The organism is Paenibacillus sp. Marseille-Q7038 (assembly GCF_965111595.1).
This window is the reverse complement of the sequence record NZ_CBCOOM010000002.1, coordinates 651,734-673,569: the sequence shown is the minus strand read 5'-3', so window position 1 is coordinate 673,569 and position 21,836 is coordinate 651,734. Positions and strand designations below refer to the sequence as shown.

Below are 21,836 nucleotides of genomic sequence, written 5' to 3'. Positions count from 1 at the left end.
CATATCTAATTTAGACCTGCAGCTGTGCTTCTTGGATCAGCTGTTCAAGTTCTTGGCTATACAAATCTCGTTCTGTGTCCGCCCAGGCATTTGCCTCAGACATATAGGCAATGACGGCGGACTTATACTGCTCCACTTGCTGAATTCGAAAAAACAAGCTGCCCGTTCGCCGTACAAAAAAGTCTGCCGGTGTTACCGCCATCTCTTCTTCCATCGCATACTGAAGCTGAGTGAGTAATGGGGTGGGCAGATCATATTCCTGCACCTCTTGCTCTAACCGCTCCGCTATCTGATACAGCCGCTCCATATTGGAACCATACATCGTAACAAGAGAGGACGCTTCTTTCCGTGTGAATCCATACCGCTGTCCCTCATTTGTCATTCGTTCTACAAAAGCAGGGTATCCGCTGCTTCCACCGACATGACCTCCTGAAATCGGCATATGTTTCGTCTGACAAGAACGAAATACGTGCCCACTCGTCTCGTGGAGTAACTTTGCAGCTAAATCAACTACCGTCTCAGCCATTTTTCGATAACCGGTTAATTTGCCGCCAGCAATCGTGATTAGTCCCGTTTCCGACTGCCAGATTTCATCTTTCCGTGAAATTTCAGAGGCGCTTTTTGCTTCTTCATAAATAAGAGGACGGATCCCTGCCCAGCTCGATTCCACATCATCGCAAGTAATCTCAGCACTCGGGAACATGAGCTGAATCGCCTTCATGATGTAATCCAGATCTTCAAGTTCTACCTGTGGGTGAGCCAGATCTTCCTCATAGACCGTGTCGGTTGTACCCACATACGCTTTGCCCTCTCGTGGAATTGCAAAGAGCATGCGGCCATCCGGCGTATCAAAATAAACGGCCTGCTTTAGTGGGAAGCGGCTCTGATCAATGACCAGATGCACACCCTTCGTGTGCTGCAGCACTTTTCCTTTTTTAGAATGATCCAGTTCACGAAGTTCGTCTACCCATGGACCGGTTGCATTCACCACTTTCGCTGCTCGAACCGTGAATTCCTTTCCTGATACCAGATCTCGCACGATTGCACCTTTGATTTGCTGATTTTCATAGAGAAACTGATTTGCCTTTACGTAATTTACTGCATGGGCTCCCTGTTTGACTGCTTCTTTCATCACTTCAATGGTAAGTCTTGCATCATCCGTTCGATACTCCACATAGTAACCCCCGCCAGACAGGTCCTGATCATTCAGCAGGGGTTCTTTTTGCAGCGTTTGTTCTTTACTGAGCATCACTCTGCGTTCATGCCTCTTCACTCCAGCCAAGAAATCGTACACACGAAGTCCGACCCCGGTCATGAATCTGCCATACGTTCCTCCCTTATAAAACGGAAGCAACATCCACTCGGGTGTCGTAACGTGCGGGCCATTCTCATATACAATCGCTCGCTCTTTACCGACCTCTGCTACGACATCAACCTGGAATTGTTTGAGATACCGAAGACCGCCATGCACAAGCTTCGTAGAGCGGCTCGACGTCCCAGCGGCATAATCCTGCATTTCGACTAAAGCGACCTTCATTCCTCGAGATGAAGCATCCAGAGCGATCCCTGCGCCTGTAATTCCTCCGCCGATAATGAGCAGATCATATGTATTCTTCTCCATTATTTGGATTATTTCTAGCCTCGATATCCCTGCAAAACCTGTTGTCATATGAGAAAACCTCCGCCCAGATCATTTCTCTAACCTATGTAAAAAAGACTGCAAAATAGCACATGGGATGTTCCCCTAGTGGATTTGCAGTCTCTCCTTATCTTCCAGACCTTTATTTACTTTTACCTGTATCTTACCACGCAGTCGGATGAATGACACAGATTATTCCATTTTTATATTTTAAAAGCCATGGCAGCATGTACTGCTCTTTGCCATCCGCTATATAATCGTTCTCGCTCTTCTTCCTCCATAACCGGTTCGAAAATTCGCTCTGAAGCCCATTGCTCACTAATTTCTTCACAGCTGCTCCAAAAACCAACAGCAAGACCCGCTAAGTAAGCTGCTCCGAGGGCCGTTGTCTCACCAATAATCGGTCTTTCGACCGGACAGCCCAAAATATCACTCTGAAATTGCATCAGCAGATTGTTTCTTACCGCACCGCCATCAACTCGCATTCTTGCCAACCCATTGCCTGAATCTTGCTGCATCGCTGTTAGTACATCTCTCGTCTGATAAGCAAGCGACTCTAGGGTTGCACGAATAAAATGCTCTTTCGTTGTTCCCCGGGTTAGGCCAAACATCGCTCCCCGCACATCACTGTCCCAATACGGGCTTCCAAGCCCTACAAATGCAGGAACAAGGTATACGCCATCCGTAGATTCTACCCGGGAGGCATACAGCTCACTGTCTTTGGAGTCCCGAATCATTCGTAGTCCATCCCGCAGCCACTGTACAGCTGATCCAGCGATAAAAATGCTGCCTTCCAGTGCATATTCCACCTTACCACCCACACCCCAAGCAATGGTAGTGATCAGACCGTGTTTCGAACGGATCGCTGTCTCGCCAGTATTCATCAGCATAAAACAGCCGGTACCGTATGTATTCTTAATATCTCCCTCTCGGTAACAAGCTTGACCGAATAAAGCCGCTTGCTGGTCGCCTGCTGCTCCTGCGATAGGAATTTCAGCGCCGAAGAAATGATAGGGTACGGTATGCGCATAGATTTCTGATGAACCTTTCACCTCAGGCAACATCGCAGCAGGAATTTGTAACAGATCCAAAATCTCTTGATCCCATTTCAGTTCATGAATGTTGTACATCATCGTACGGGAAGCATTTGAGTAATCCGTGACATGTGCTTTTCCGCCTGACAAGTTCCAGATTAACCAACTGTCAATCGTTCCAAAGAGTAACTCTCCTTTTTCTGCCCTTTCCCGTGCGCCCTCTACATGGTCCAAAATCCATTTCACTTTTGTAGCGGAGAAATAAGGATCGATAAGAAGTCCTGTCTTTTCACGGATTAAATCCTCTAATCCATCTTCTTTCATTTTGGAGCAAATATCTGCCGTTTGTCTGGACTGCCAAACAATTGCATTATAAATCGGATGCCCAGTATCCTTCTCCCATACCACCGTAGTCTCCCGCTGATTCGTAATCCCAATGCCGGCAATCTGTGCCGTGTTTACTCCTGATTCAGCTAAACAATTCGCAATGACAGCCAGAATAGAGCTCCAAATTTCACTCGCGTTATGTTCCACCCACCCTGGTTTCGGAAAATACTGCGTAAATTCACGCTGAGCACTATACACAATATCCCCTTTTTTATTGAATAGAATAGCTCTTGAACTTGTTGTTCCCTGATCCAAAGACATAATATATTGCTCCATTGCTTACCTCCTTACTGCGTACTCTTTTCTATTAATCTAAATGATTGAAGGCATCATACCTGGTAATACTTCAATATAGTCAGGTATTTTTTATAATGCGGTAATTCTTATCTAACCCAAAAAATATATTCTTATCAGGCTGCTTGCTAGAAGCTAATGCAAGCACCTTATTTTATGTATAGTTAATCTATATGCTAACTTTGTGGAAGTCAACACGAGTCATCAAGAGATAGCTGCAGAACCTAGTCTTTTCATTACATGTAAGGAGTGACTGTTATTTATGCTGAAACCTCTACAAAGACTCGGCAAATCGTTAATGTTGCCGGTTGCTACGCTTCCCGCTGCTGGGATTTTGCAAGGCTTCGCACTCATTGACTATCAGAAAGATATTCCGCTCGGAGCTGTCGGCGGTTTTATCAACCAGTACATCACTCCTTTTCTGAGTGCGGGTGCTGGAACGATCTTTAGCAATCTTGCGATTATTTTTGCTGTGGGTGTTGCCATTGGTTTGGCTGGAGATGCAGTCGCTGCCCTGTCAGCAGTAATTTCCTACTTGATTCTTGTGAAAGTTATGGAGCAGGTCCCTCTTGTTTTTGACTATATACCAGATGACGTGAAGCTCGATACTGGAGTGCTTGGCGGGTTTATTACAGGGATTCTTTCCGCCTATCTCTATAAACGTTTCCATACCATGAAACTGCCCGAGTGGCTCGGCTTTTTCTCCGGGAAGCGTTTTGTGCCCATCATTACCTCGATTACAACGATTATCCTGGCTGCTCTGCTCGGTATGATTTGGAGTCCCATCCAAGATGCCATTGCTGTCTTTGGTAATTGGGTCGTCGGTCTCGGAGGAACGGGTGCCTTTATTTTCGGTGTAGCAAACCGCTTGCTTGTTCCCGTCGGACTTCATCATGTACTGAATTCCATTGCATGGTTCCAGATCGGTGACTTTACAAATGCAGCGGGTGAAGTGGTTCACGGGGACCTAACGCGTTATTTTGCAGGAGACAAAACCGCTGGAGTGTTCATGTCCGGATTTTTTCCGATTATGATGTTTGCTATGCCCGCGGCTGCACTTGCGCTGATCCATACCGCCAAACCTGAGAAGCGTAAAATGGTTAGTGCCATCTTTATTGGTTCAGCGCTGGCCTCTTTCTTTACCGGCATTACAGAGCCGCTGGAATTCTCTTTTATGTTCCTTGCCCCTGTTCTTTATGTCATCCATGCGCTGCTTACCGGCTTGTCCGGACTCGTTATGTACTTGCTTGATGTGAAGCTGGGGTTTGCTTTCTCGGCGGGTCTTATTGACTACCTGCTGAATATAAAGTTATCGACTAACCCTTTTCTGCTCCTTCCCATTGGTCTGGCTTTTGGCGTTGTTTATTACTTCCTGTTCCGCTATGTTATCATCAAATTCAATCTAAAAACACCAGGTCGCGAAGATGAGAATGAGTTAATCTTAGAACCAGCAAAAGAACCTGAAGCTCCTGCCGTGAATTCATCTTTAGAGGAGATCAAAGCAGAAAGAGTGCTGCGAGCCATTGGCGGTATGGATAATATTGAGAGTATTGATGCTTGTATTACCCGTCTGCGTCTCGTAGTACGGGATGAGAATATAGTTAACGATGTTGAACTAAAAAGAGCAGGTGCTGCGGGTGTTATGCGCCTCGGTCACGGTGCCGTTCAGATTATTTTTGGTACTTCTTCGGAAGCACTAAAAGATGAGATTAAGAAAAAAATGGAATATTGAGATCGAGTAAGCAAGCCCGTCGCTGTATGCGGCAGGCTTTTTTTCATGAATTTTTATTACTTTGTTATCGTCTTTTTACTGTTTCGAGTAGTAACAAATTAGGCATGCAGGAGGATACATATCATATCATTTAAAGCATAAAATGGAATTAAATCTAGTCTATTACCACCAAAGGGGGCATCTTCAAGATGAAACAAAGAACCTGGGCACTTGTTATCCTAATTTTGGTTCTTGTTGTCAGCGGCTGCAGCTCTTCACCTACTGCAGATCCATCTTCATCCAACAAAAAGATAACGCTTACATTGTGGTATTGGAACCGAAGTATTGATGATCAGCTGCTTCAAAAAGCCAAAGAACAGTTTCCTAATATTCATCTGGTGACCCAAAAGATTGGCGGTGACTTCAAGTCCAAATTAAAGACGACAATGGCTGCCAAGTCCGGGGAACCCGATATCGTTGCTCTAAATGATTGGATCATGGAGCTGTTTCCAAGCCAAGATCGTTTTTACGATCTCTATGAGTTTGGAGCCGCAGAAGTAGAGGATCAGTATCTGGACTGGAAGTGGCAACAAGGGGTTACACCGGATGGTCAGATGATTGGCTTTCCGATGGATACCGGACCAACAGCTCTATTTTATCGAGAGGACTTATTTGAAGAAGCCGGGCTGCCAACCGATCCCGAAGAAGTGCATAAGCAGATGAGCACATGGGACGATTATAGGAAAGCGGGTCTTACCCTAAAGGAAGCATTCAACGGAAAGGTCTTTATGTACGACAATATTGAAAACGTATACAACGAGATGATTTCACAAAGTGATAAGAAATATTTCACTCCGGAAGGAGATTTTATAGGGGATTCCAATGAGGCCATTCGCGAGGCTTGGGACATGTCGCTTTCTTTTCATCAAGACGGACTGATTGCTAATGCAGACCACTGGACATCCGAATGGAACGCTGGTGTGAACAAGGGAACGATCGCTTCTTTTGTAGGCGCAGTGTGGATGAAGCAGCCTCTTCAAGAAGCAGCACCAGATACGGCAGGAAAATGGCGTGTAGCACGAGCTCCTGGAGGAGACGGGAATGTAGGCGGTTCGTTCATGGCCATTCCGAAATCAAGCGAGCATCCTAAGGAAGCATTCGAAGTCATTAAATGGCTCCAAAACCCTGAGAACCAGCTGACCATGCTTAAAACAACCAACCTTTTTCCATCCACTCCTAGCGCTTATGACAGTGCCACGATTCGAGAAGGAGAACCTTTCTTTGGAGGACAAGCGACAGGTGAAGTTTTTGCAGAATCGGCACGAAATGTCCAAATCTCCTTTTTCGGAGAACGGTATCCTGCCGTTCACGGTGTCATGACGCGCTGGCTGAATAATATTGCGAGTCTTGATCCGGATACTGCTTTCGATGAAGCGATGCAGCGGGTAGAACGAGAACTGAAGCGATAAGCCCAATTGAAAAGGAGGTACCTTTATGCAGCAGCCTGTAAAGCATAAACCTACACAAACATATATGCCGGTCCCGCCAAAGCGCCAGCTGGCTAAAGAAATCTGGAAGAACAGGGCCGTGTATACTGCCATCTCCCCTTTCTATCTCTTGTTCGCTGTCTTCGGTTTGTTTCCTATCGGATTCTCTCTCTATCTTGCCTTTCATAAATGGGACGGCATAGGCGAGATGACGTATAACGGATTCAATAATTTTAGCTATATGCTGACCGATCCCGAGTTCTGGCAAGCCGTAGGGAATACCTTCATGATCTGGATTTACTCTACAATCCCGATGCTCTTTTTCGCCTTAATTATAGCCTTCTTACTTCATGCGCCCTTTGTCAGGTTCAAAACCTTTTTCCGAATTGGATTCTTTCTTCCCAATGTTACATCAATTGTAGCCGTGTCGATTATATTCGCTGCCTTATTCGCTAACAACTACGGGATTTTGAATTATGTAATGGGTCTCTTCAATCTTCCTCTTGTTGCATGGCTCGATGTGCCTTGGGGGATCAAGGCCGCTCTTTCCTCTATGGTTATCTGGAGATGGACTGGATATAATGCCGTCATTTATCTTGCTGGACTACAGAGCATACCGACTACCTTGTATGAAGCTGCCAAAATCGATGGTGCTACCGGAATTCAGTCTTTTTTCCGTATTACGATTCCGCTCCTTCGTCCCGTGATTCTCTTCACCGTCATCACCTCCACAATCGGGGGAATGCAGCTCTTTACTGAGCCGCAGATTTTGCTTGGTAATAACGGAGGAACCGGCGGAGCAGGGATGACGATTGTCCTCTATCTGTACCGTGAATCATTTATCAATAATTACTTTGGTTATGGCGCAACGGTAGGCTGGGGAATGTTCCTGATTATTGCGCTGTTCTCGTTCATTAACTGGAAAATTGTCCAAGGTCCATCATCCAAATAGAAGGAGTGAGATTCCATGAAGCAGTCAAAGTTTACATCGTTCATTCTCTATCTTGGCTTAGCCATCGGACTTATGATCTCTATGTTTCCCTTCTATTGGCTCGTTGTAATGTCGACCCGAACGACATCGGATATTTATCAATTCCCTCCGAAACTTTGGTTTGGCGGGGAACTGTGGAATAACATCTCCCGAGTCATGACGCAGATTGACTTTTTGGGTGCCTTTGTAAACACCTTATTCGTAGCAACTGCGGTTACCGTACTCGTGCTTTTCTTCGATTCACTGGCTGGTTTTGCCTTTGCTAAATATGAATTTCCGGGAAAGAAGATCCTGTTCGTTGTCCTGCTTACGACGATGATGGTTCCTTCCCAGCTCTCCCTTGTTCCCTCCTTTGTCATTATGGCGGAGCTCGGATGGGTCGGGTCGTTTAAAGCCCTGATTATCCCTGGAATGGTCAACGCCTTCGGTATATTTTGGATCAGGCAATATGCCGAGGGCTCCATTCCAAATGAGCTGCTCGATGCAGGCAGGATGGATGGTGCAGGTTTCTTTCGAATCTACTTTAGTGTAGCCCTGCCCATCTTGCGCCCCGCCTTTGCCTTTCTAGGTGCGTTCACTTTTATCGGAGTATGGAATGATTACCTATGGCCGCTCATTGTCCTTACGGACGAGAAAAAATACACACTTCAGATTGCCTTGTCCCAGCTAAACGGGCTTTATAATACGGATTATTCAATGATTATTGCCGGTACACTGCTCGCCATTATTCCTCTTATCATCATGTTCTTATTTGTGAGCAAGCAGTTTATCTCCGACATTGCAGCGGGTGCTATTAAAGACTAGGCTGGCTTTCATCTATTATTTCCACTTCATCTAAAAAGGGAAGATTAATGGGTAATAATAGAGGTTAATGCATGAGTATAGCTTCAGGCGTACATTCATTTAAAAGAATGCGGAAAGGGCCGCTGTAACTGCGGTCTTTTCCTATTTTTCTAGGAAGAAGGTGTATTCAATGTGTGCAGCAAGCCAAGAGGCGTCCTATATGATTGGAGTCGATATTGGAACTACCAGCACCAAAGCTGTCTTGTTCCAGGAAGACGGAACGATTATTGCAGAGGCGAGCCAAGGCTATCCCTTACATACCGAAGGCGCGATAAAAGCGGAGCAAGATCCCGATCTGATCGTCGAAGCCGTTGTTTATTCGATTCAGCAGGCAATGACGAGTAGTGACATAGCCGCTGATAAAATACAATTTGTCTCCTTCAGCTCTGCTATGCATAGTGTGATTGCCATGGATCATTCCGGTACTAGACTTACGCCGGCTTTGACCTGGGCAGATAATCGCAGCGCAGCGTATGCAAAGCAGCTTCAGAAAGACAAGACTGGACATGAACTGTATACAAGAACAGGCACACCGATTCATCCGATGTCTCCACTCACCAAGATCATGTGGTTTACTTCGGAACAGCAAGATCTGATGCCTCAGATTCATAAATTCATATCGATTAAAGAATATGTATTCTATCAGCTCTTTGGGGTTTATATTGTTGACCACTCCATCGCTTCCGCTACAGGACTCCTTCGCATGGATACCCTCGATTGGGATGAAGAAGCACTGCGTATTGCTGGGATTTCGGCTGATCATTTATCTGAGCTCGTTCCTACAACGCATGTTATCCAAGATCTCCAGCCCTCCTATGCGGAGCGGATGCAGCTCGCCCCTTCGACTCCTTTTGTGGTAGGTGCGAGTGACGGTGTTTTATCTAATCTAGGAGTTGGGGCCATCGACCCCGGTGTTGTTGCCATTACCATCGGTACGAGCGGGGCTATACGCACTGTAGTTGATCGTCCCATTGCTGATCCAAAAGGCCGTTATTTCTGCTATGCACTAACGGAGGAGAAATGGGTAATCGGCGGACCCGTGAATAATGGAGGCGTGATTTTCCGCTGGATTCGTGATGAACTCGCTTCTTCCGAAGTCGAGACAGCCAAACGGCTTGGCGTAAATCCATATGAAGTGCTTGCTGATATTGCTGAAAAGGTCCCTGCCGGTTCGGATGGGCTTCTGTTCCATCCTTATATGATGGGGGAAAGGGCGCCTCTATGGAACCCCGAGGCCCGTGGTTCCTTTTTTGGCCTGACGTTACAGCATAAGAAAGAACATATGGTACGTGCAGCTCTCGAAGGAGTCCTGTTTAATCTATATACGGTCATGCTCGCCATTGAAGAACAGATCGGAACACCGAAAACCATTCACGCGACCGGCGGTTTTGCTCGTACCGAATTATGGCGGCAAATGATGGCTAATATTTTTGATCAAAAAGTCATTTTCCCAGATAGTATTGAAAGTTCTTGCCTCGGTGCAGTGATTCTTGGGATGTATGCAACAGGGAAAATTGACTCCCTTGATGTAGCCAAGGAAATGATGGGCTCTACCTATCATCACGATCCTGAAGCAGAAGCGGTTTCCGTCTACCGCGATCTGCTGCCTATCTTTATTCGGATTTCCCGCAAGTTTGAAGAAGAGTATGCAGCAATTACTGCTTTTCAGATCAAAATGGAAGAGCGGCTTCCTAAAAACATATAACGCATAAAAAAGCATCCAATTCTCCCCGTTCTGAGTGGGAAAATCGGATGCTTTTATTCATCTACTATAATGAATCGTATACTTCATCAGGCCAGTGCAGTTCGACACCCTGCTCCTGCAGCTGTTGCTGAAAGGAAGCCAGAAGCTCTGCTGATTCGTACACCTGTTTTGGACGAATATCATGGGTCACGCTATAAGCAGCAAGGTACCCTGCTGCCTCACCTATATTCCATTCCGTCGGATGCAGGCGGTAACATCCATTAGCGATCTGCGTCATTCCGATATTTTTACAAGCCGGAAGATAGTTAGACATCCGTATGGGAATGAATGATCCCAGTGGAATTTCATAAGGATAGTTTGGTATGTAGAACGATCGCTGAGACTTTGTCGTAGGATGCAGATCCAAGTGGTAACTTCCTACGCCCACACTATCTGAATAACGCTTAATCCCCTGGTCGCCGCGCAGCTCCTTACTCACATCATGCTCACTAATCGTATACAGGGCCTTAAGTCTCCTCGATTCCCTGATATAAGCGGTCTTCGCCAGACCATCTTCCGTTCCGAGCACATCTCCGCGCAGCCTTACTCCCGGATACCCTTTGCCTCCATCTAATCGGGGTGCTTCGGTCTGCAGCCAGTATACGAGTGAACGTGTCAACTCTTTCGCTTGCTCCGCATGCGCCCTCTTCTGTTCCGCTGTTACACCAATGACAGGTGCTACATAATAATCATTTTGTGCCCAGTTGAGTAAAGTAACTTCCCCGGACGGAAGCGGTTCACGCCATAGGGATGGATCTACAATACGGCGGTATGTCCACAGTGATGGTATCCCCTGCTCATTAGGGAACATGGTATACTGCTTGAGTTTTGCGGTGTCCTTCACATCTGCCGTAAACCAGCTGAGGAGAGGAATATTCGCGAATAGTGGCGTGTAGCTTCTCCAGAATTCATAATTCGCTGGGCGAGCAATCGTAAAGTTACCGCCTTCTACATACTCTACCGCTGCCACATGTGTAATGGACTGAATATCTTCTGGGTCAGCTTCATTCAGCGCATGAGGTTCACCCGTCTGCCCGGCCGATTCACTGCCAATTAAATATTCTGTTCCTGTTATTGGTAATAAATCGCCGTTATCAGTGCCATCCAAAAAATATTGCCCAGTCAGCTGATATTCTTCGCCGCTTTTTTCATTTTTTGCCTGCACCGAGAGAATCTCTGAACCTTGGGTTTCTGCAGAAATAGCTGCCGTATCATATAGAATTTGAATTTGTCTTGTATTCACATAAGGAGCCAGCATATCCTCCAGCACACGCAGTGCAACTTTGGGTTCATGTGCGATACGGCTTACCCACCCGTTACCTGGGTTTAATACGCTATTAGCCATTGCCTCTTCGGTCAGCGGATAATTATTTTTGTAATACGTTCTGACACGATCACGAAATTCCCGATAACTTGCCGTACAACCAAAAGATTCAATCCATCTGTGTTCATCCGGCGGCACAGCTTGTGAAGTAAGCTGACCTCCAATCCAATCCGTCTCTTCCGTCATGATCACACGTTTTCCCGCTTTTGCCGCGGCCCTGGCTGCAGCCACTCCCCCAAGACTTCCTCCAATGATGACGATATCTGCTTTCATGAACGTAGTCTGCATCGTGCTTCCTCCATTCGAATGAAGTTAGTTACTAAGCTAAGCGATAAGTTCTTAATAGCTGCGATCTATGACGGCTCTCGCCGTTTTTTCTTTCATCTGTTTTGTCTGCATGACATTACGGCGGGCCAAGCCTTCACAAATAAGATCAATAATGAATAACTGAGAGATTTTGGCCCCGATTGAACCGCCTTCGAGCGGCATCTCTTTACCGGCCGTAAGCAGCACAATATCCGCTATCGCTGTAATAGGTGATTTGGCATAATTCGTGATGGCTATCACTTTAGCTCCGTTTTCTTTTGCTTTCATCAGCATATTATTGGTATCTATCGTACTTCCCGAAACACTGATCCCAAAGGCTACATCTCCTTCTGACATACTGACCGCCATCATCGCCTGAATATGACTATCCACGACAGCTTCTGATCTTCGGCCAATACGAAGGAGGCGGTTTTTTGCATCTAGCGCAGTAATTCCGGAAGCTCCCACTCCAAAAAATTGCACATGTCTCGCTTCATCGATCCATTCAATGGCCTGCATCAGATTCTCTTTTGTAAGCAGACTCATACTCGATTTCAGAATATTCACATTGGTCTCAAAAATCATTTTTACAAAATCACCATGATCCTCATCCTGATCATCTGTCTTTCTTACCCCAACATTCTGGGCAAGTGATAATTTAAAATCTTGGTAGCCATTAAATCCAATCTTTCTGCAAAAACGCATAACGGTGGTCTCCCCAACACTCGCAAAATCAGCAAGTTCAGTGACCGAGTAATACATCAGATCATCAGTATTCGCCAGGACACTTTCTGCTACTTTTTGCTCTGACTTGGTGAGGGAAGGAAAATACGTATGAATCCGATCATTCATTTCCATCGGCTGTGATCACTGCCTTCCGTGCGGCATCAGCAAACCGTTTAGTTATCAGCTGTGGTCTAGAGATGGCCGAGCCGACGACCACGGCATATGCTCCAAGCCGAAGGACCTCTTCTACTTGCGAAGGTTCTTGAATCCTTCCTTCGGCAATGACAGGTATAGTTAGTCTTTGGGCAGCTTCTTTTACAAGTTCTAGATCCGGTCCTTGTAGATTCGGAGAGTACGGTGTATATCCAGAGAGTGTCGTCGACACGCAGGTAACCCCGAGAGAAGCTGCATACTCGCCCTCCTCCAGTGTCGATATGTCTGCCATGATCGGTATATTCAGTGAACGCATATAATCTACCAACGTCTCAAGTGTCATCCCGCCAGGTCTTTCGCGCCGAGTGGCATCTATAGCAATCATATCTGCTCCTGCTTCGATCAGTTCATCAACTTCTCGGAGTGTAGGAGTGATATATACTTCCGAGTCAGAATAATCCCGTTTCACAATTCCAATCACAGGCACCTGGACAACCTGTTTAATCGCCTTCACATCTTCGGCACTGTTCGCACGAATGGCAATAGCTCCTCCTTCCTCGGCTGCTTTTGCCATCTTCGCCATCGTATCTGAACCAAACAGAGGCTCACCAGGCAAAGCTTGGCACGAGGCAATGAGCCCCCGGTGGATCTGCTTCATAATGAGTTCCATCGTTTTGATACACCTTCTTTCCTTCATCCTTCTCCTAAGTACGAAAGCTATCTATCTGTATTGTCTTGACTATTCCTGCGTATATTTCACTTTCAAACCGACTTCAAATGTACGATTCCATGGCATATAGCAATCCGTAATCGTCACCTTTCCATCTGATCCATTGATCTTCTCTTCCAGTACTTCTGTTAATCTCGCTCTTACATAATCCGCAACCTCACCCCGAGATCCATCTAGCAAAAACTTGTTATATCCCATCTGATCTACGAGACCTGCATTAAGTTCTTTCCGTACGATGGCGCAGTAGCCCGCATCCTCAGCATATCGAAGCGACAGAAAATCGAGATGTTCCTGCGTACGTCCATAATGGGTGTATAGGAGGGCCTGGGATATCACGGTCCCGAGTGAATTTGAACTTGTGTTCCAAGCGGCGTATCCTGCCAGCTGAAACAACATTCCTTTTTGCCGCAGCATCTTCACAAGCTTCAGGTCTGCCCCGTTGGCATATCCTACATCGGCAACAGCTACCGCCTTCCCCTGTTTCAGCAGGTAACTCCCGTACTCCACAAGCTCCATCAAATTTCGGTACACGTCATAACTGAAAAAAGGATGTTCCTGCGAAACAGCCTCCATCATCGTTTCTCCAGGTGTGCTTGCCAGCAAGATGAGGTCAGCCTCGGCGGCACTCGAAGCAATCAGTGCTCCTGCAGCGGTAATCTGGTATTTCAGTGTTTCATAGAAAAAACGATCCTCATAAACTGGGGTCACAAAGGCCCCTTGAATGGAAGAAAGCCGAGGATATACAAGCGGCTGTACCCCTTTCCACTCGTTAATCAGTCTCGCCATCAACGTGCATCCCACTTCATCGGCTCCCGGATACATATAAGCTTTCAGTTCCAGATCCAGTTCTCCAATTCGTTGTCTTGCTACCTGTTGATCCTTTGCTGTATACCCATACGGGGCAGAGTCGTCCTGCGGAAAAATTAGAAATTCAATTGTCCCGTCTTTCACAAGTTCCAGTACGGCTTTGTTCGCTTCCATATTGATTTTTCTTCGGCCCAGATAATCATTCAGCACGTCATCCGGTATGCGGCTATTTATATCGCTGAGTTCCTCCAGTTCTTCTGCCGTTGCCATATTCAGCTCTTTCCGGTGTTCAATGTAGCCCTTCCGAAAAATTTCACGACCCCAGTCGGCGTAATAGTCCGGTTCCTCATCCGCGATCGAATACTGCGGACAACGCATGATGAGCTGGAAAGCCAGCAGTTTCAGTTCGGGGCGTTTCTTTTTTATTTTTCGCAATCGATTCAGCCGTTCGAGTAATACGGTTTCACTAAAATAGTGCAGCCGAGAAGGGATAATTCCCCCGTATAGTAAAGTATCGAGCGCAATAACCGCTCCATCTGCGGTTTCTATTTTCTCTTCGAGCCATGTCCACAGCTGTTCCCAGTCTCCTGGTGTTTTTTTCTGTCCCATCAGGGACAGCGGAGGCCGGTCGACCTGATGCTCGGTTCCTTGGAGTAGCATGTATGGGAATTCGTAGTTACATGGTCTTTCGTCTAATGGGATAAATGTAATTTGCACGGTAATATCCTCACTCCTATTCTCAAGGCTCCTGTTCTGACTTCTTCGGGCACTCCTGTTCTGACTTCTTCGCTCCGACTTGTTTTGAATGCGAAGGGTTTCAAGGTAGAGGAATCTCTGCATTCAAAGCCAAAAGTCGCTCAGAATCCAGAACACTCGCTCTGCAAAGGGGGACTTGGGTGGCGGGTCGTTTTACTCCGCCCTTACCTCGATGTTAGTTAGTTTGATGGCTTTGGCATAAGTCAGCCTGCTATCCAGTGGGCTGACTGGCTGACGATGGGGAATTTTTTAGCTGTTGGCGTGTGTCCAGCCGTTTCACGGCAGGCTAAAGTAGAGCAAAAACCTTTCTAACCTTCGGTGTTTGTCTGCCTGTTTCACATAAGGCAGACGAGGTAGTGCAAAACCTTTGTAACCTTCGGCGTTTGTCTGCCCGTTTCACATAAGGCAGACGAGGTAGTGCAAAACCTTTCTAACCTTCGGCGTTTGTCTGCCCGTTTCACATAAGGCAGACGAGGTAGCGCAAAACCTTTGTAGCCTTCGGCGTTTCTCTTGCCGCTTTCATCGGTAAGAGAGAACTTATCCTTTCACGGCTCCGGCGATGCCTTCCATGTAGTAACGCTGTGTGAAGAGGAAGACTAGGATGATAGGAATAACCGAAATCATCGTTCCGGCGGCGATCCAGCCGAAGTTATAGGAGAACTGTCCATTTAGGTAGGTGAGTGCAGAAGACAGCGGGTATTTATCCGTATCTTCCAGAATAACGATCGGCCATAGGAAGCTATTCCAGAATGACATCACCTCAAGCAGTGCAATAACAGCAATCCCCGGTTTTACCAGGGGTAATATGAGCTGCCACCAAATCCGGAATTCGGATGCGCCGTCCATTTTCCCTGAATCTCTCACATCAATTGGAATCCCAATGAAAGTCTGACGCATTAGAAAGATATTAAATACAGAAACAGCTGCGGGCAGCACCACACCCAAATACGTGTTCATTAAACGTAATTCTTGTATCGTCAAATAGTGCACGATCATTGCGGTGGATGAAGGAATAATCATCGTGGCAATCATCGTCACAAACACAAAGTTCCTGCCCTTAAATCGGAACACCGCAAGCGGATATCCTGTCATACAGGCTAGTACAATATTAAATACCACACCAAGGACGGTAATCATTACGGTATTTAGGATGTATCTTGGAAAGTTAAGAAACGCCCATACTTGCACATAGTTATCAAAATCAATAAAGGTCGGGAATATAGCAGGAGGTGTAGCAAACACATTCCTGCCCGGCATCAGCGACACGCTCAGCAGCCACAGAAAAGGTCCCATCATAAAGATGGCAAGTAGAATCAAAAAGAAATAGGTGACCGCCATATTGGTAATCTTGCGCACGTTTTTTGCTCTTCTCGTCGTTTCCATCAGTAAGGATTGACACCGCCTTTCTGATTGAACTTGAATACGAGGACGCTCAGTCCGCCGATCAGCACACTGACGATTAGTCCAAGCGCAGATGCATATCCGAAGTTAAATTGGTTAATCCCTTTTTCAAAAATATACACACTCGATACGAGCGTTGACGTCCCAGGTCCGCCTTTTGTCAGAATATATACTTCGTCAAAGACCCGTACTGCACCCATAACAGAAATCAGGGAACAGAAGAAAATATGAGGACGCAGCAGCGGAAGCGTAATACTCCAAATCAGCTGAAGTCGGTTTGCTCCATCTACCCTTGCTGCCTCGTACAGATCATTCGGGATCCCCTGCAAACCTGCTAGATAAAGCATCATATAATACCCCAGTGCCTTCCACATGGTGATGAACATCAGTGTTGCTAGTGCTGTTTCACTTGATGACAACCAAGAGATTTGCTCACTAATGATTCCTACTTTCATAAGCAGGTAGTTCACTACCCCGTTATTACTCAGCAGCCAGCTCCAGATCAGCGCTACAGCCACCATTGAAGTAACGACAGGAATATAGAATGCTGCACGGAATAGCTTGATTCCCGGAATACGACTATTCACCAGAATAGCCATCAGGATGGAGAAAATTTGAATGAACGGCACTACGATAACATACAGCAGTGAGTTCCATAGAGAGATCGTGAAGTTTTTATCTAGAAAAGCATTTTTAAAATTATTCAGCCCGACATATTTGGTCTCTGCGATGACAGAATAGTTCGTTAGTGACAACGGAATTCCGTATAGGATCGGCCAAAATACGAACACGGCGATAATGATCAGCCCCGGGGTCATGAAAGCCCAGGCTGCAAAAGACTCGGAGCGAATCCATCTCACTTTACATTCCTCCTCATAAACAGCAGGAGGCAAGAACAAGTCCTGCCTCACTTTTGGGTCTAACTGATAAACCTGAATCGTCTGATTTCATATTAGTTTCGGTTGCTTCTTCCTTATTGTTTCAAAATATTATTGACCTCGGTTTCCATCGCCGTAAGGGTTGCTTGAATCTCTTTGCCATTCAACAGCATGTCTTGTAATCCGCGGGCTAGAGCAGAGTTGATGTCTGAGGCATTCGGTACACCTACCATATGATCCGTAGCTTTATCCAGACTTTGACTGGAAGCGAGTTTTGCTTCTGCTTCAAGAGAACCGTCGGATTCTGTAAAGAATGGATCTTCTACTGATTTTTTAGTCGATGGCAATGTATTTGCCTCTTTAGAGAAAGCGGTTTGGTTCTCTGCATTTGTAATAAATTTTGCGAACTCTGCCGCTTCTTTTGGATGCTTGGATTTACTAGGTACGACAAGGTCCATGGAATTCGATAAACGAAGTCCTGCTTTTCCAGTCGGAAGGGATACCGCTACTGTGTTTTCGTAAATTTCAGGAGCCGATGTCTTAATAAAATTGATAAATGTCGGACCTGCGAGTACAAAAGCAGTCTGCTCTGCAGAATAGAACTGCACTTGTTTACCAAGATCCGAGTCTTCTTTAACGATGAGTCCTTCATCCATCAGTTTCTTGAGGTTCTCAACGGTAGCTGCCATCTCCGGCGTGTTAAAAGCAGCCGCGGATTTATCCTCATTTAGAATCGGAATACCATCAATGGTCAGCAGCTTGGTAACCAGATTTAAGGCATATCCCATTTTGCCTGTCTTTTCTTTTACCGTACGAGCCCAGTCTGCGAGCTCTTCTCTGGTTTGAGGAGGATTTGCAGGATCAAGGCCGGCAGCTTCCACTATTTTTTTGTTCATAAAAAGAACTTCGGTGCCTGTGTACCACGGCAATGCATATGCTTTATCTCCAAGAACGGTTGAATTAAAAATCCCATCAAAATATTCGGCTTTTTCTTCAGCGGTGAGGTGTTCATTTAGATCAACCAGAGCTCCTTTGGTGCCCATCTGGTTGGCAAATTCCGTATTGAGGTTTACAACATCGGGGCTTGTGTCACTCGCACTGCTCGTGAGCAGCTTCTGTGTAATTGCATCATAGGGGTAATCCTGCCATTCAATTGTGACATTCTCATGGGCAGCTTCGTACTCAGTAATGAGCTTGTTGAAGTAATCATTAAACTTTGGCTGCAGCGCAATCGTCCAGAACTTAAGTGTGACGGGTTCACTGCTCACTTCCGTTTTTCCCGGATCGGCAGGTTTCGGATCAGCTGGTTCCGCCGTGCCTCCTCCACCTGAACAAGCACTAATAAACATAGCTAACAATAAAATGGTAAGACAGGTCAGCTTAACACCTTTTCTGTTTCTTCTCATTCCTTTTCCCCCTTTAGCTTTGGAAAATGTCATTTTTGAAGAGAACAATATGATGCGAGAATCCTGGAAGATTTTTACTTCTAATTCTCTTTGTGGGAGATTATAGCAAAACAATTCTAATAAAAAAAGGTTTTTTCTATACTTTTATAAAAAGCGGAATATTTTTTCTTTTATAAACTAACTCCCCTGTTTTACTTGGTTTTTTCATGAGTCCTCAGCTCAGGGAAAGAAGAAACGGTTTAATCCATTTGTCAGAACTATTGGTAGCAAGAGCACTATAAATCAACATCATTTGTTGTTATTTTTTAGTTATTTCAATTCACAATTCTGCAACATTCTTCACTGTTCTGCGCTATAATGAGGAATAAGAACGGAGGTAAATTTATGAAAAAATCGGTACTCACTACCTTGATTTTATTTCTTGTCCTCGCCGCTGGCGGCGTAACCAGCGTAATCGCCAACGACCATGCCATCATTACTCCTGCTCAGGTCGTAAGCGCTTTAGAGAACAAAGACATTCATCTGCTTACGGCAAATGATAACGCTGATAAACCTACTCTAAATCATGTCCCTGCAGTTCAATATATTGTGCAGCCTGAACAAGCTACAGGACAGCCGGAAGCTTTGTCCATCTTCACTTATGCATCCGCAGATGCTTTGCAAGATGCACTAGCAGAACTGGAACAACAAATCAGCTATTTAGATTATGCTCCTTCTGTGTATGAACATAAGAATGCTCTAATCTTGCACTGGAAAGGTGATTCTCCCTCTGACTCTCTAAATAAGATCCTAGAAGAAGCCCTTCTAGACCTGTAATTTTGCGTGTGTAAAAAACAAAGACGGATATCATTCTTGTACATAACTGCATTTCCTTTCCCGGGATTTGCAGTTTTTTGTTATAAAAAGATCGACAAAATAGAAACCTATATTTAATATAAATGTATATTATAGAAGAAAGTGGTGAATTCCTCATTATGCTTTATGCAGGAGCCTTTATCCTATCCATAGCTATTGTTGTTTTTCTAATTCCTCCGCTCGGACGTTTGGCCCTAAGAATCGATTTTGTAGACAAGCCCCGGGAAAATGAAGAACGTAAATTACATAAAAAACCGATTCCTTTAACGGCAAGTTACGCAATCTTTATCGGTTTTTTCATTACATACCTCCTGTTTTCAGGAGAATATACTTGGCAGACAGGAGCTTTATTTTTAGGCGGACTACTGCTTCTCATCATCGGCACCGTGGATGACTGGTTCAAGACCAAGGGAAAAGATTTCCCTGCCCTACCGAAAATGGTAGTTCAAATGTCGGCTGCGGTCATCGCCTATTTGGCGGGGATTCGCTTCAGCGGCTTTTATAATCCATTCAGTGAAGAATATATTTCTCTCCCTGTCTGGTTGCAGTTTACTCTTACGATTCTCTGGATCTTCGGCGTAACGACTGTGATTAACTTCTCGGATGGAATGGATGGTCTTGCGGGAGGGCTGTCGGCTATTTCGGGAACGACTTTGTTTATTGTGGCACTGACCATGGAACAAGGGAATTCTGCTATGCTGGCCATTGTACTCGTGGGTGTAACGATCGGATATTTAAAATTTAATAAACCGCCTGCAAGGGTCTTTATGGGAGATGCGGGAGCCACGTTTCTCGGTTTTATCCTGGCGGTCATCGCCCTGGATGGTGCTTTCAAGCAGGCGACGGTATTATCCATTCTCATCCCCATCCTGGCGCTGGGTGTACCGATTTTCGACAATCTGTTTGTAGTGGTCAAAAGATTTCTCGATGGCAAAGCCATCTATCAGGCAGATGCCAGCCAAGCACACTATAGACTTCTGCGTGCAGGGCTTTCTCATAAACAGGTGGTTGCCGTTCTATGCCTCGTCAGCGTCTGCTTATGCCTATCTTCCATCATTCTTATGCTCGTTCAAATGTAGTCTTCTTTTTACCGATGCAGGACCATGAGGTCCTGCTTTTTTCTGCTACTAAAAGCAGTCTCAATAAAAAAACCGCGTTGTACGCGGCTCTTTTGTTTACACCTTAACAGAGGTACATAACATAATGAGCGAAAAGAAAAACAAGATAATGCAAAAAGATAATAAAAGATAGGGATCAGGACTGTGCAATACAATCATAGGAGCCATAAGGCCTGCCATCATTCCCGTCGATATACCAGTCACGATCGTCTGATAATCAACGAGAGTACCAAAGATCATTCCAATCAGCATAGCCACTATAGTTGCTATGATTGTCACCCAACCTGCATACTGCGGAAATTGGACTCCCCATAATGCCCCTAAAGACAGTGCACTCACCGTACTCAGTGTCATCGATATATTCATGCCCATGTGGTAACTAATTAAGTTTTTTAGTTTCCTTAAATAAAGATAGGTTCCCACCATTCCACAAGCGATCAATGCGTTAATCAAAATGAATAAGGCAATATTCATCTGTTCCCCTCCTAGTCATCGCATATCCATAATGTGAAGCACATAAGATGGTCTATAACTTTGTTTTTAAGGGGATGTTAATGATTACTCCAGATTTATCTAAGTTTTCTTCGCCTGCCAGCCCTTTGCCGGTTCATGAATTGAAAGTTCTTCAGGAATACATTCACCAACAGAACCTTCAGATTATCGGGAATGTAAATCCCAACCGACGAAAAGTAATTATGCTGTCACAGTTTTTTAAATCTCACAAGAACCAAACGGTAAAAGTCGTCTGGAAGTCACTCGAAGGAACGAAAGAAATATTAGCAAAAACCGATGCTGTAGGAAGGGACTTTGTCATCTTAACCAATCTATTTACAAAATACTGGATACCCTTTCATGCCATTGAATCAGCAGAGCAGCCTTTTGAACAAGTAAATTTACCGCACCAGCAGCATCAGCAGGTTGTATATGACAGTGAGTTAAAACAAAAATTACTGCTCAGGTTTGGCAAAACCGTCGCACAGAAAGAATTTCTAAAGCAGCAGTTCTTTGATCAGACCTTAGCCGGGCACGTAAAACTTTTGCTTAAAAACCGGGTAACGATTGAAACGAACTCCCTGCGTCAGAAAGGAATACTCGTAAGTGTCAGTTCCCAAGGGATCGAGTGGACTCATAATGGATCAACTTCATCTGCCCTGTGGAAAGATGTTCATAGTATCGAAAAACAAAGATTTTCATAATTCCGGCTGAACTGGAAGACACCTCGAATGAACGAGGTGTCTTTATTTGA

General features: G+C 45.3%; 18 protein-coding genes. 8 read left to right on the top strand and 10 right to left on the bottom strand.

The window, feature by feature from the left end; translation table 11 throughout:
* Window positions 1-10: 10 nt before the first annotated feature.
* Together ACWPWY_RS20270 and glpK are read right to left on the bottom strand one after the other, a co-directional pair.
* Window positions 11-1,669, bottom strand: coding sequence for a glycerol-3-phosphate dehydrogenase/oxidase (locus ACWPWY_RS20270; protein WP_454193403.1), 1,659 nt, complete (start codon window positions 1,667-1,669; stop codon window positions 11-13).
* A gap of 173 nt (window positions 1,670-1,842) precedes the next feature.
* Window positions 1,843-3,336, bottom strand: a complete 1,494-nt coding sequence (gene glpK / locus ACWPWY_RS20265) for a glycerol kinase GlpK (protein WP_454193402.1) — start codon at window positions 3,334-3,336, stop codon at window positions 1,843-1,845.
* A 280-nt stretch (window positions 3,337-3,616) separates the two neighbouring features.
* On the opposite strand from glpK, the gene nagE reads away from it, so the two are divergent.
* The 5 genes from nagE to gntK all read left to right on the top strand — a co-directional run bounded on the left by nagE (window position 3,617) and on the right by gntK (window position 10,091).
* Window positions 3,617-5,086 (top strand): N-acetylglucosamine-specific PTS transporter subunit IIBC, encoded by a 1,470-nt coding sequence (nagE, locus tag ACWPWY_RS20260; RefSeq protein WP_454193401.1) that lies wholly within the window; start codon window positions 3,617-3,619, stop codon window positions 5,084-5,086.
* Window positions 5,087-5,274: 188 nt separating this feature from the next.
* Window positions 5,275-6,534, top strand: a complete 1,260-nt coding sequence (locus tag ACWPWY_RS20255; protein ID WP_454193400.1) for an ABC transporter substrate-binding protein — start codon at window positions 5,275-5,277, stop codon at window positions 6,532-6,534.
* A gap of 88 nt (window positions 6,535-6,622) precedes the next feature.
* Window positions 6,623-7,504 carry a carbohydrate ABC transporter permease gene (locus ACWPWY_RS20250; RefSeq protein WP_454193905.1) on the top strand — a complete coding sequence of 294 codons (882 nt, stop codon included), beginning with the start codon at window positions 6,623-6,625 and terminating at the stop codon, window positions 7,502-7,504.
* 15 nt (window positions 7,505-7,519) lie between these two features.
* A complete protein-coding gene (locus ACWPWY_RS20245; protein ID WP_454193399.1) occupies window positions 7,520-8,347 on the top strand; it encodes a carbohydrate ABC transporter permease in 828 nt (275 codons plus the stop codon).
* A 169-nt stretch (window positions 8,348-8,516) separates the two neighbouring features.
* Window positions 8,517-10,091: a gluconokinase gene (gntK, locus tag ACWPWY_RS20240; protein WP_454193398.1), complete on the top strand. Its 1,575-nt coding sequence runs from the start codon at window positions 8,517-8,519 to the stop codon at window positions 10,089-10,091.
* A gap of 64 nt (window positions 10,092-10,155) precedes the next feature.
* Here gntK and ACWPWY_RS20235 read toward each other — a convergent pair whose 3' ends face one another.
* The 7 genes from ACWPWY_RS20235 to ACWPWY_RS20205 all read right to left on the bottom strand — a co-directional run bounded on the left by ACWPWY_RS20235 (window position 10,156) and on the right by ACWPWY_RS20205 (window position 18,617).
* Window positions 10,156-11,742, bottom strand: coding sequence for an FAD-dependent oxidoreductase (locus ACWPWY_RS20235; protein ID WP_454193397.1), 1,587 nt, complete (start codon window positions 11,740-11,742; stop codon window positions 10,156-10,158).
* 51 nt (window positions 11,743-11,793) lie between these two features.
* Window positions 11,794-12,618, bottom strand: coding sequence for a MurR/RpiR family transcriptional regulator (locus ACWPWY_RS20230; RefSeq protein WP_454193396.1), 825 nt, complete (start codon window positions 12,616-12,618; stop codon window positions 11,794-11,796).
* Window positions 12,605-13,309, bottom strand: a complete 705-nt coding sequence (locus tag ACWPWY_RS20225) for an N-acetylmannosamine-6-phosphate 2-epimerase (protein ID WP_454193395.1) — start codon at window positions 13,307-13,309, stop codon at window positions 12,605-12,607. Before ACWPWY_RS20225 ends, ACWPWY_RS20230 begins: the two co-directional genes overlap by 14 nt.
* A gap of 69 nt (window positions 13,310-13,378) precedes the next feature.
* A complete protein-coding gene (locus tag ACWPWY_RS20220; RefSeq protein WP_454193394.1) occupies window positions 13,379-14,893 on the bottom strand; it encodes a DUF4127 family protein in 1,515 nt (504 codons plus the stop codon).
* Window positions 14,894-15,469: 576 nt separating this feature from the next.
* Complete coding sequence (locus ACWPWY_RS20215) at window positions 15,470-16,315, bottom strand: carbohydrate ABC transporter permease (RefSeq protein WP_454193393.1); 846 nt, start codon at window positions 16,313-16,315, stop codon at window positions 15,470-15,472.
* On the bottom strand, window positions 16,315-17,193 hold the full coding sequence (locus tag ACWPWY_RS20210; protein WP_318245306.1) for a carbohydrate ABC transporter permease: 879 nt from the start codon (window positions 17,191-17,193) through the stop codon (window positions 16,315-16,317). The genes ACWPWY_RS20215 and ACWPWY_RS20210 overlap by 1 nt, the downstream gene beginning before the upstream one ends.
* 113 nt (window positions 17,194-17,306) lie before the next feature.
* Window positions 17,307-18,617, bottom strand: a complete 1,311-nt coding sequence (locus ACWPWY_RS20205) for an ABC transporter substrate-binding protein (protein WP_454193392.1) — start codon at window positions 18,615-18,617, stop codon at window positions 17,307-17,309.
* Between the two features lie 384 nt (window positions 18,618-19,001).
* Between ACWPWY_RS20205 and ACWPWY_RS20200 the strand changes: the two genes are divergently transcribed.
* Together ACWPWY_RS20200 and ACWPWY_RS20195 are read left to right on the top strand one after the other, a co-directional pair.
* Complete coding sequence (locus ACWPWY_RS20200) at window positions 19,002-19,433, top strand: hypothetical protein (protein ID WP_454193391.1); 432 nt, start codon at window positions 19,002-19,004, stop codon at window positions 19,431-19,433.
* 158 nt (window positions 19,434-19,591) lie between these two features.
* A complete protein-coding gene (locus tag ACWPWY_RS20195) occupies window positions 19,592-20,551 on the top strand; it encodes an MraY family glycosyltransferase (protein WP_454193390.1) in 960 nt (319 codons plus the stop codon).
* A gap of 96 nt (window positions 20,552-20,647) precedes the next feature.
* Here the strand turns inward: ACWPWY_RS20195 and ACWPWY_RS20190 are convergent, their stop codons facing one another.
* The gene (locus ACWPWY_RS20190; RefSeq protein WP_454193389.1) at window positions 20,648-21,064 is read right to left on the bottom strand and encodes a hypothetical protein; all 417 of its coding nucleotides are present in this window, start codon (window positions 21,062-21,064) and stop codon (window positions 20,648-20,650) included.
* A gap of 80 nt (window positions 21,065-21,144) precedes the next feature.
* Here ACWPWY_RS20190 and ACWPWY_RS20185 point away from each other — a divergent pair, with 80 nt between their 5' ends.
* Window positions 21,145-21,786, top strand: a complete 642-nt coding sequence (locus ACWPWY_RS20185) for a hypothetical protein (protein ID WP_454193388.1) — start codon at window positions 21,145-21,147, stop codon at window positions 21,784-21,786.
* Window positions 21,787-21,836: the final 50 nt, after the last annotated feature.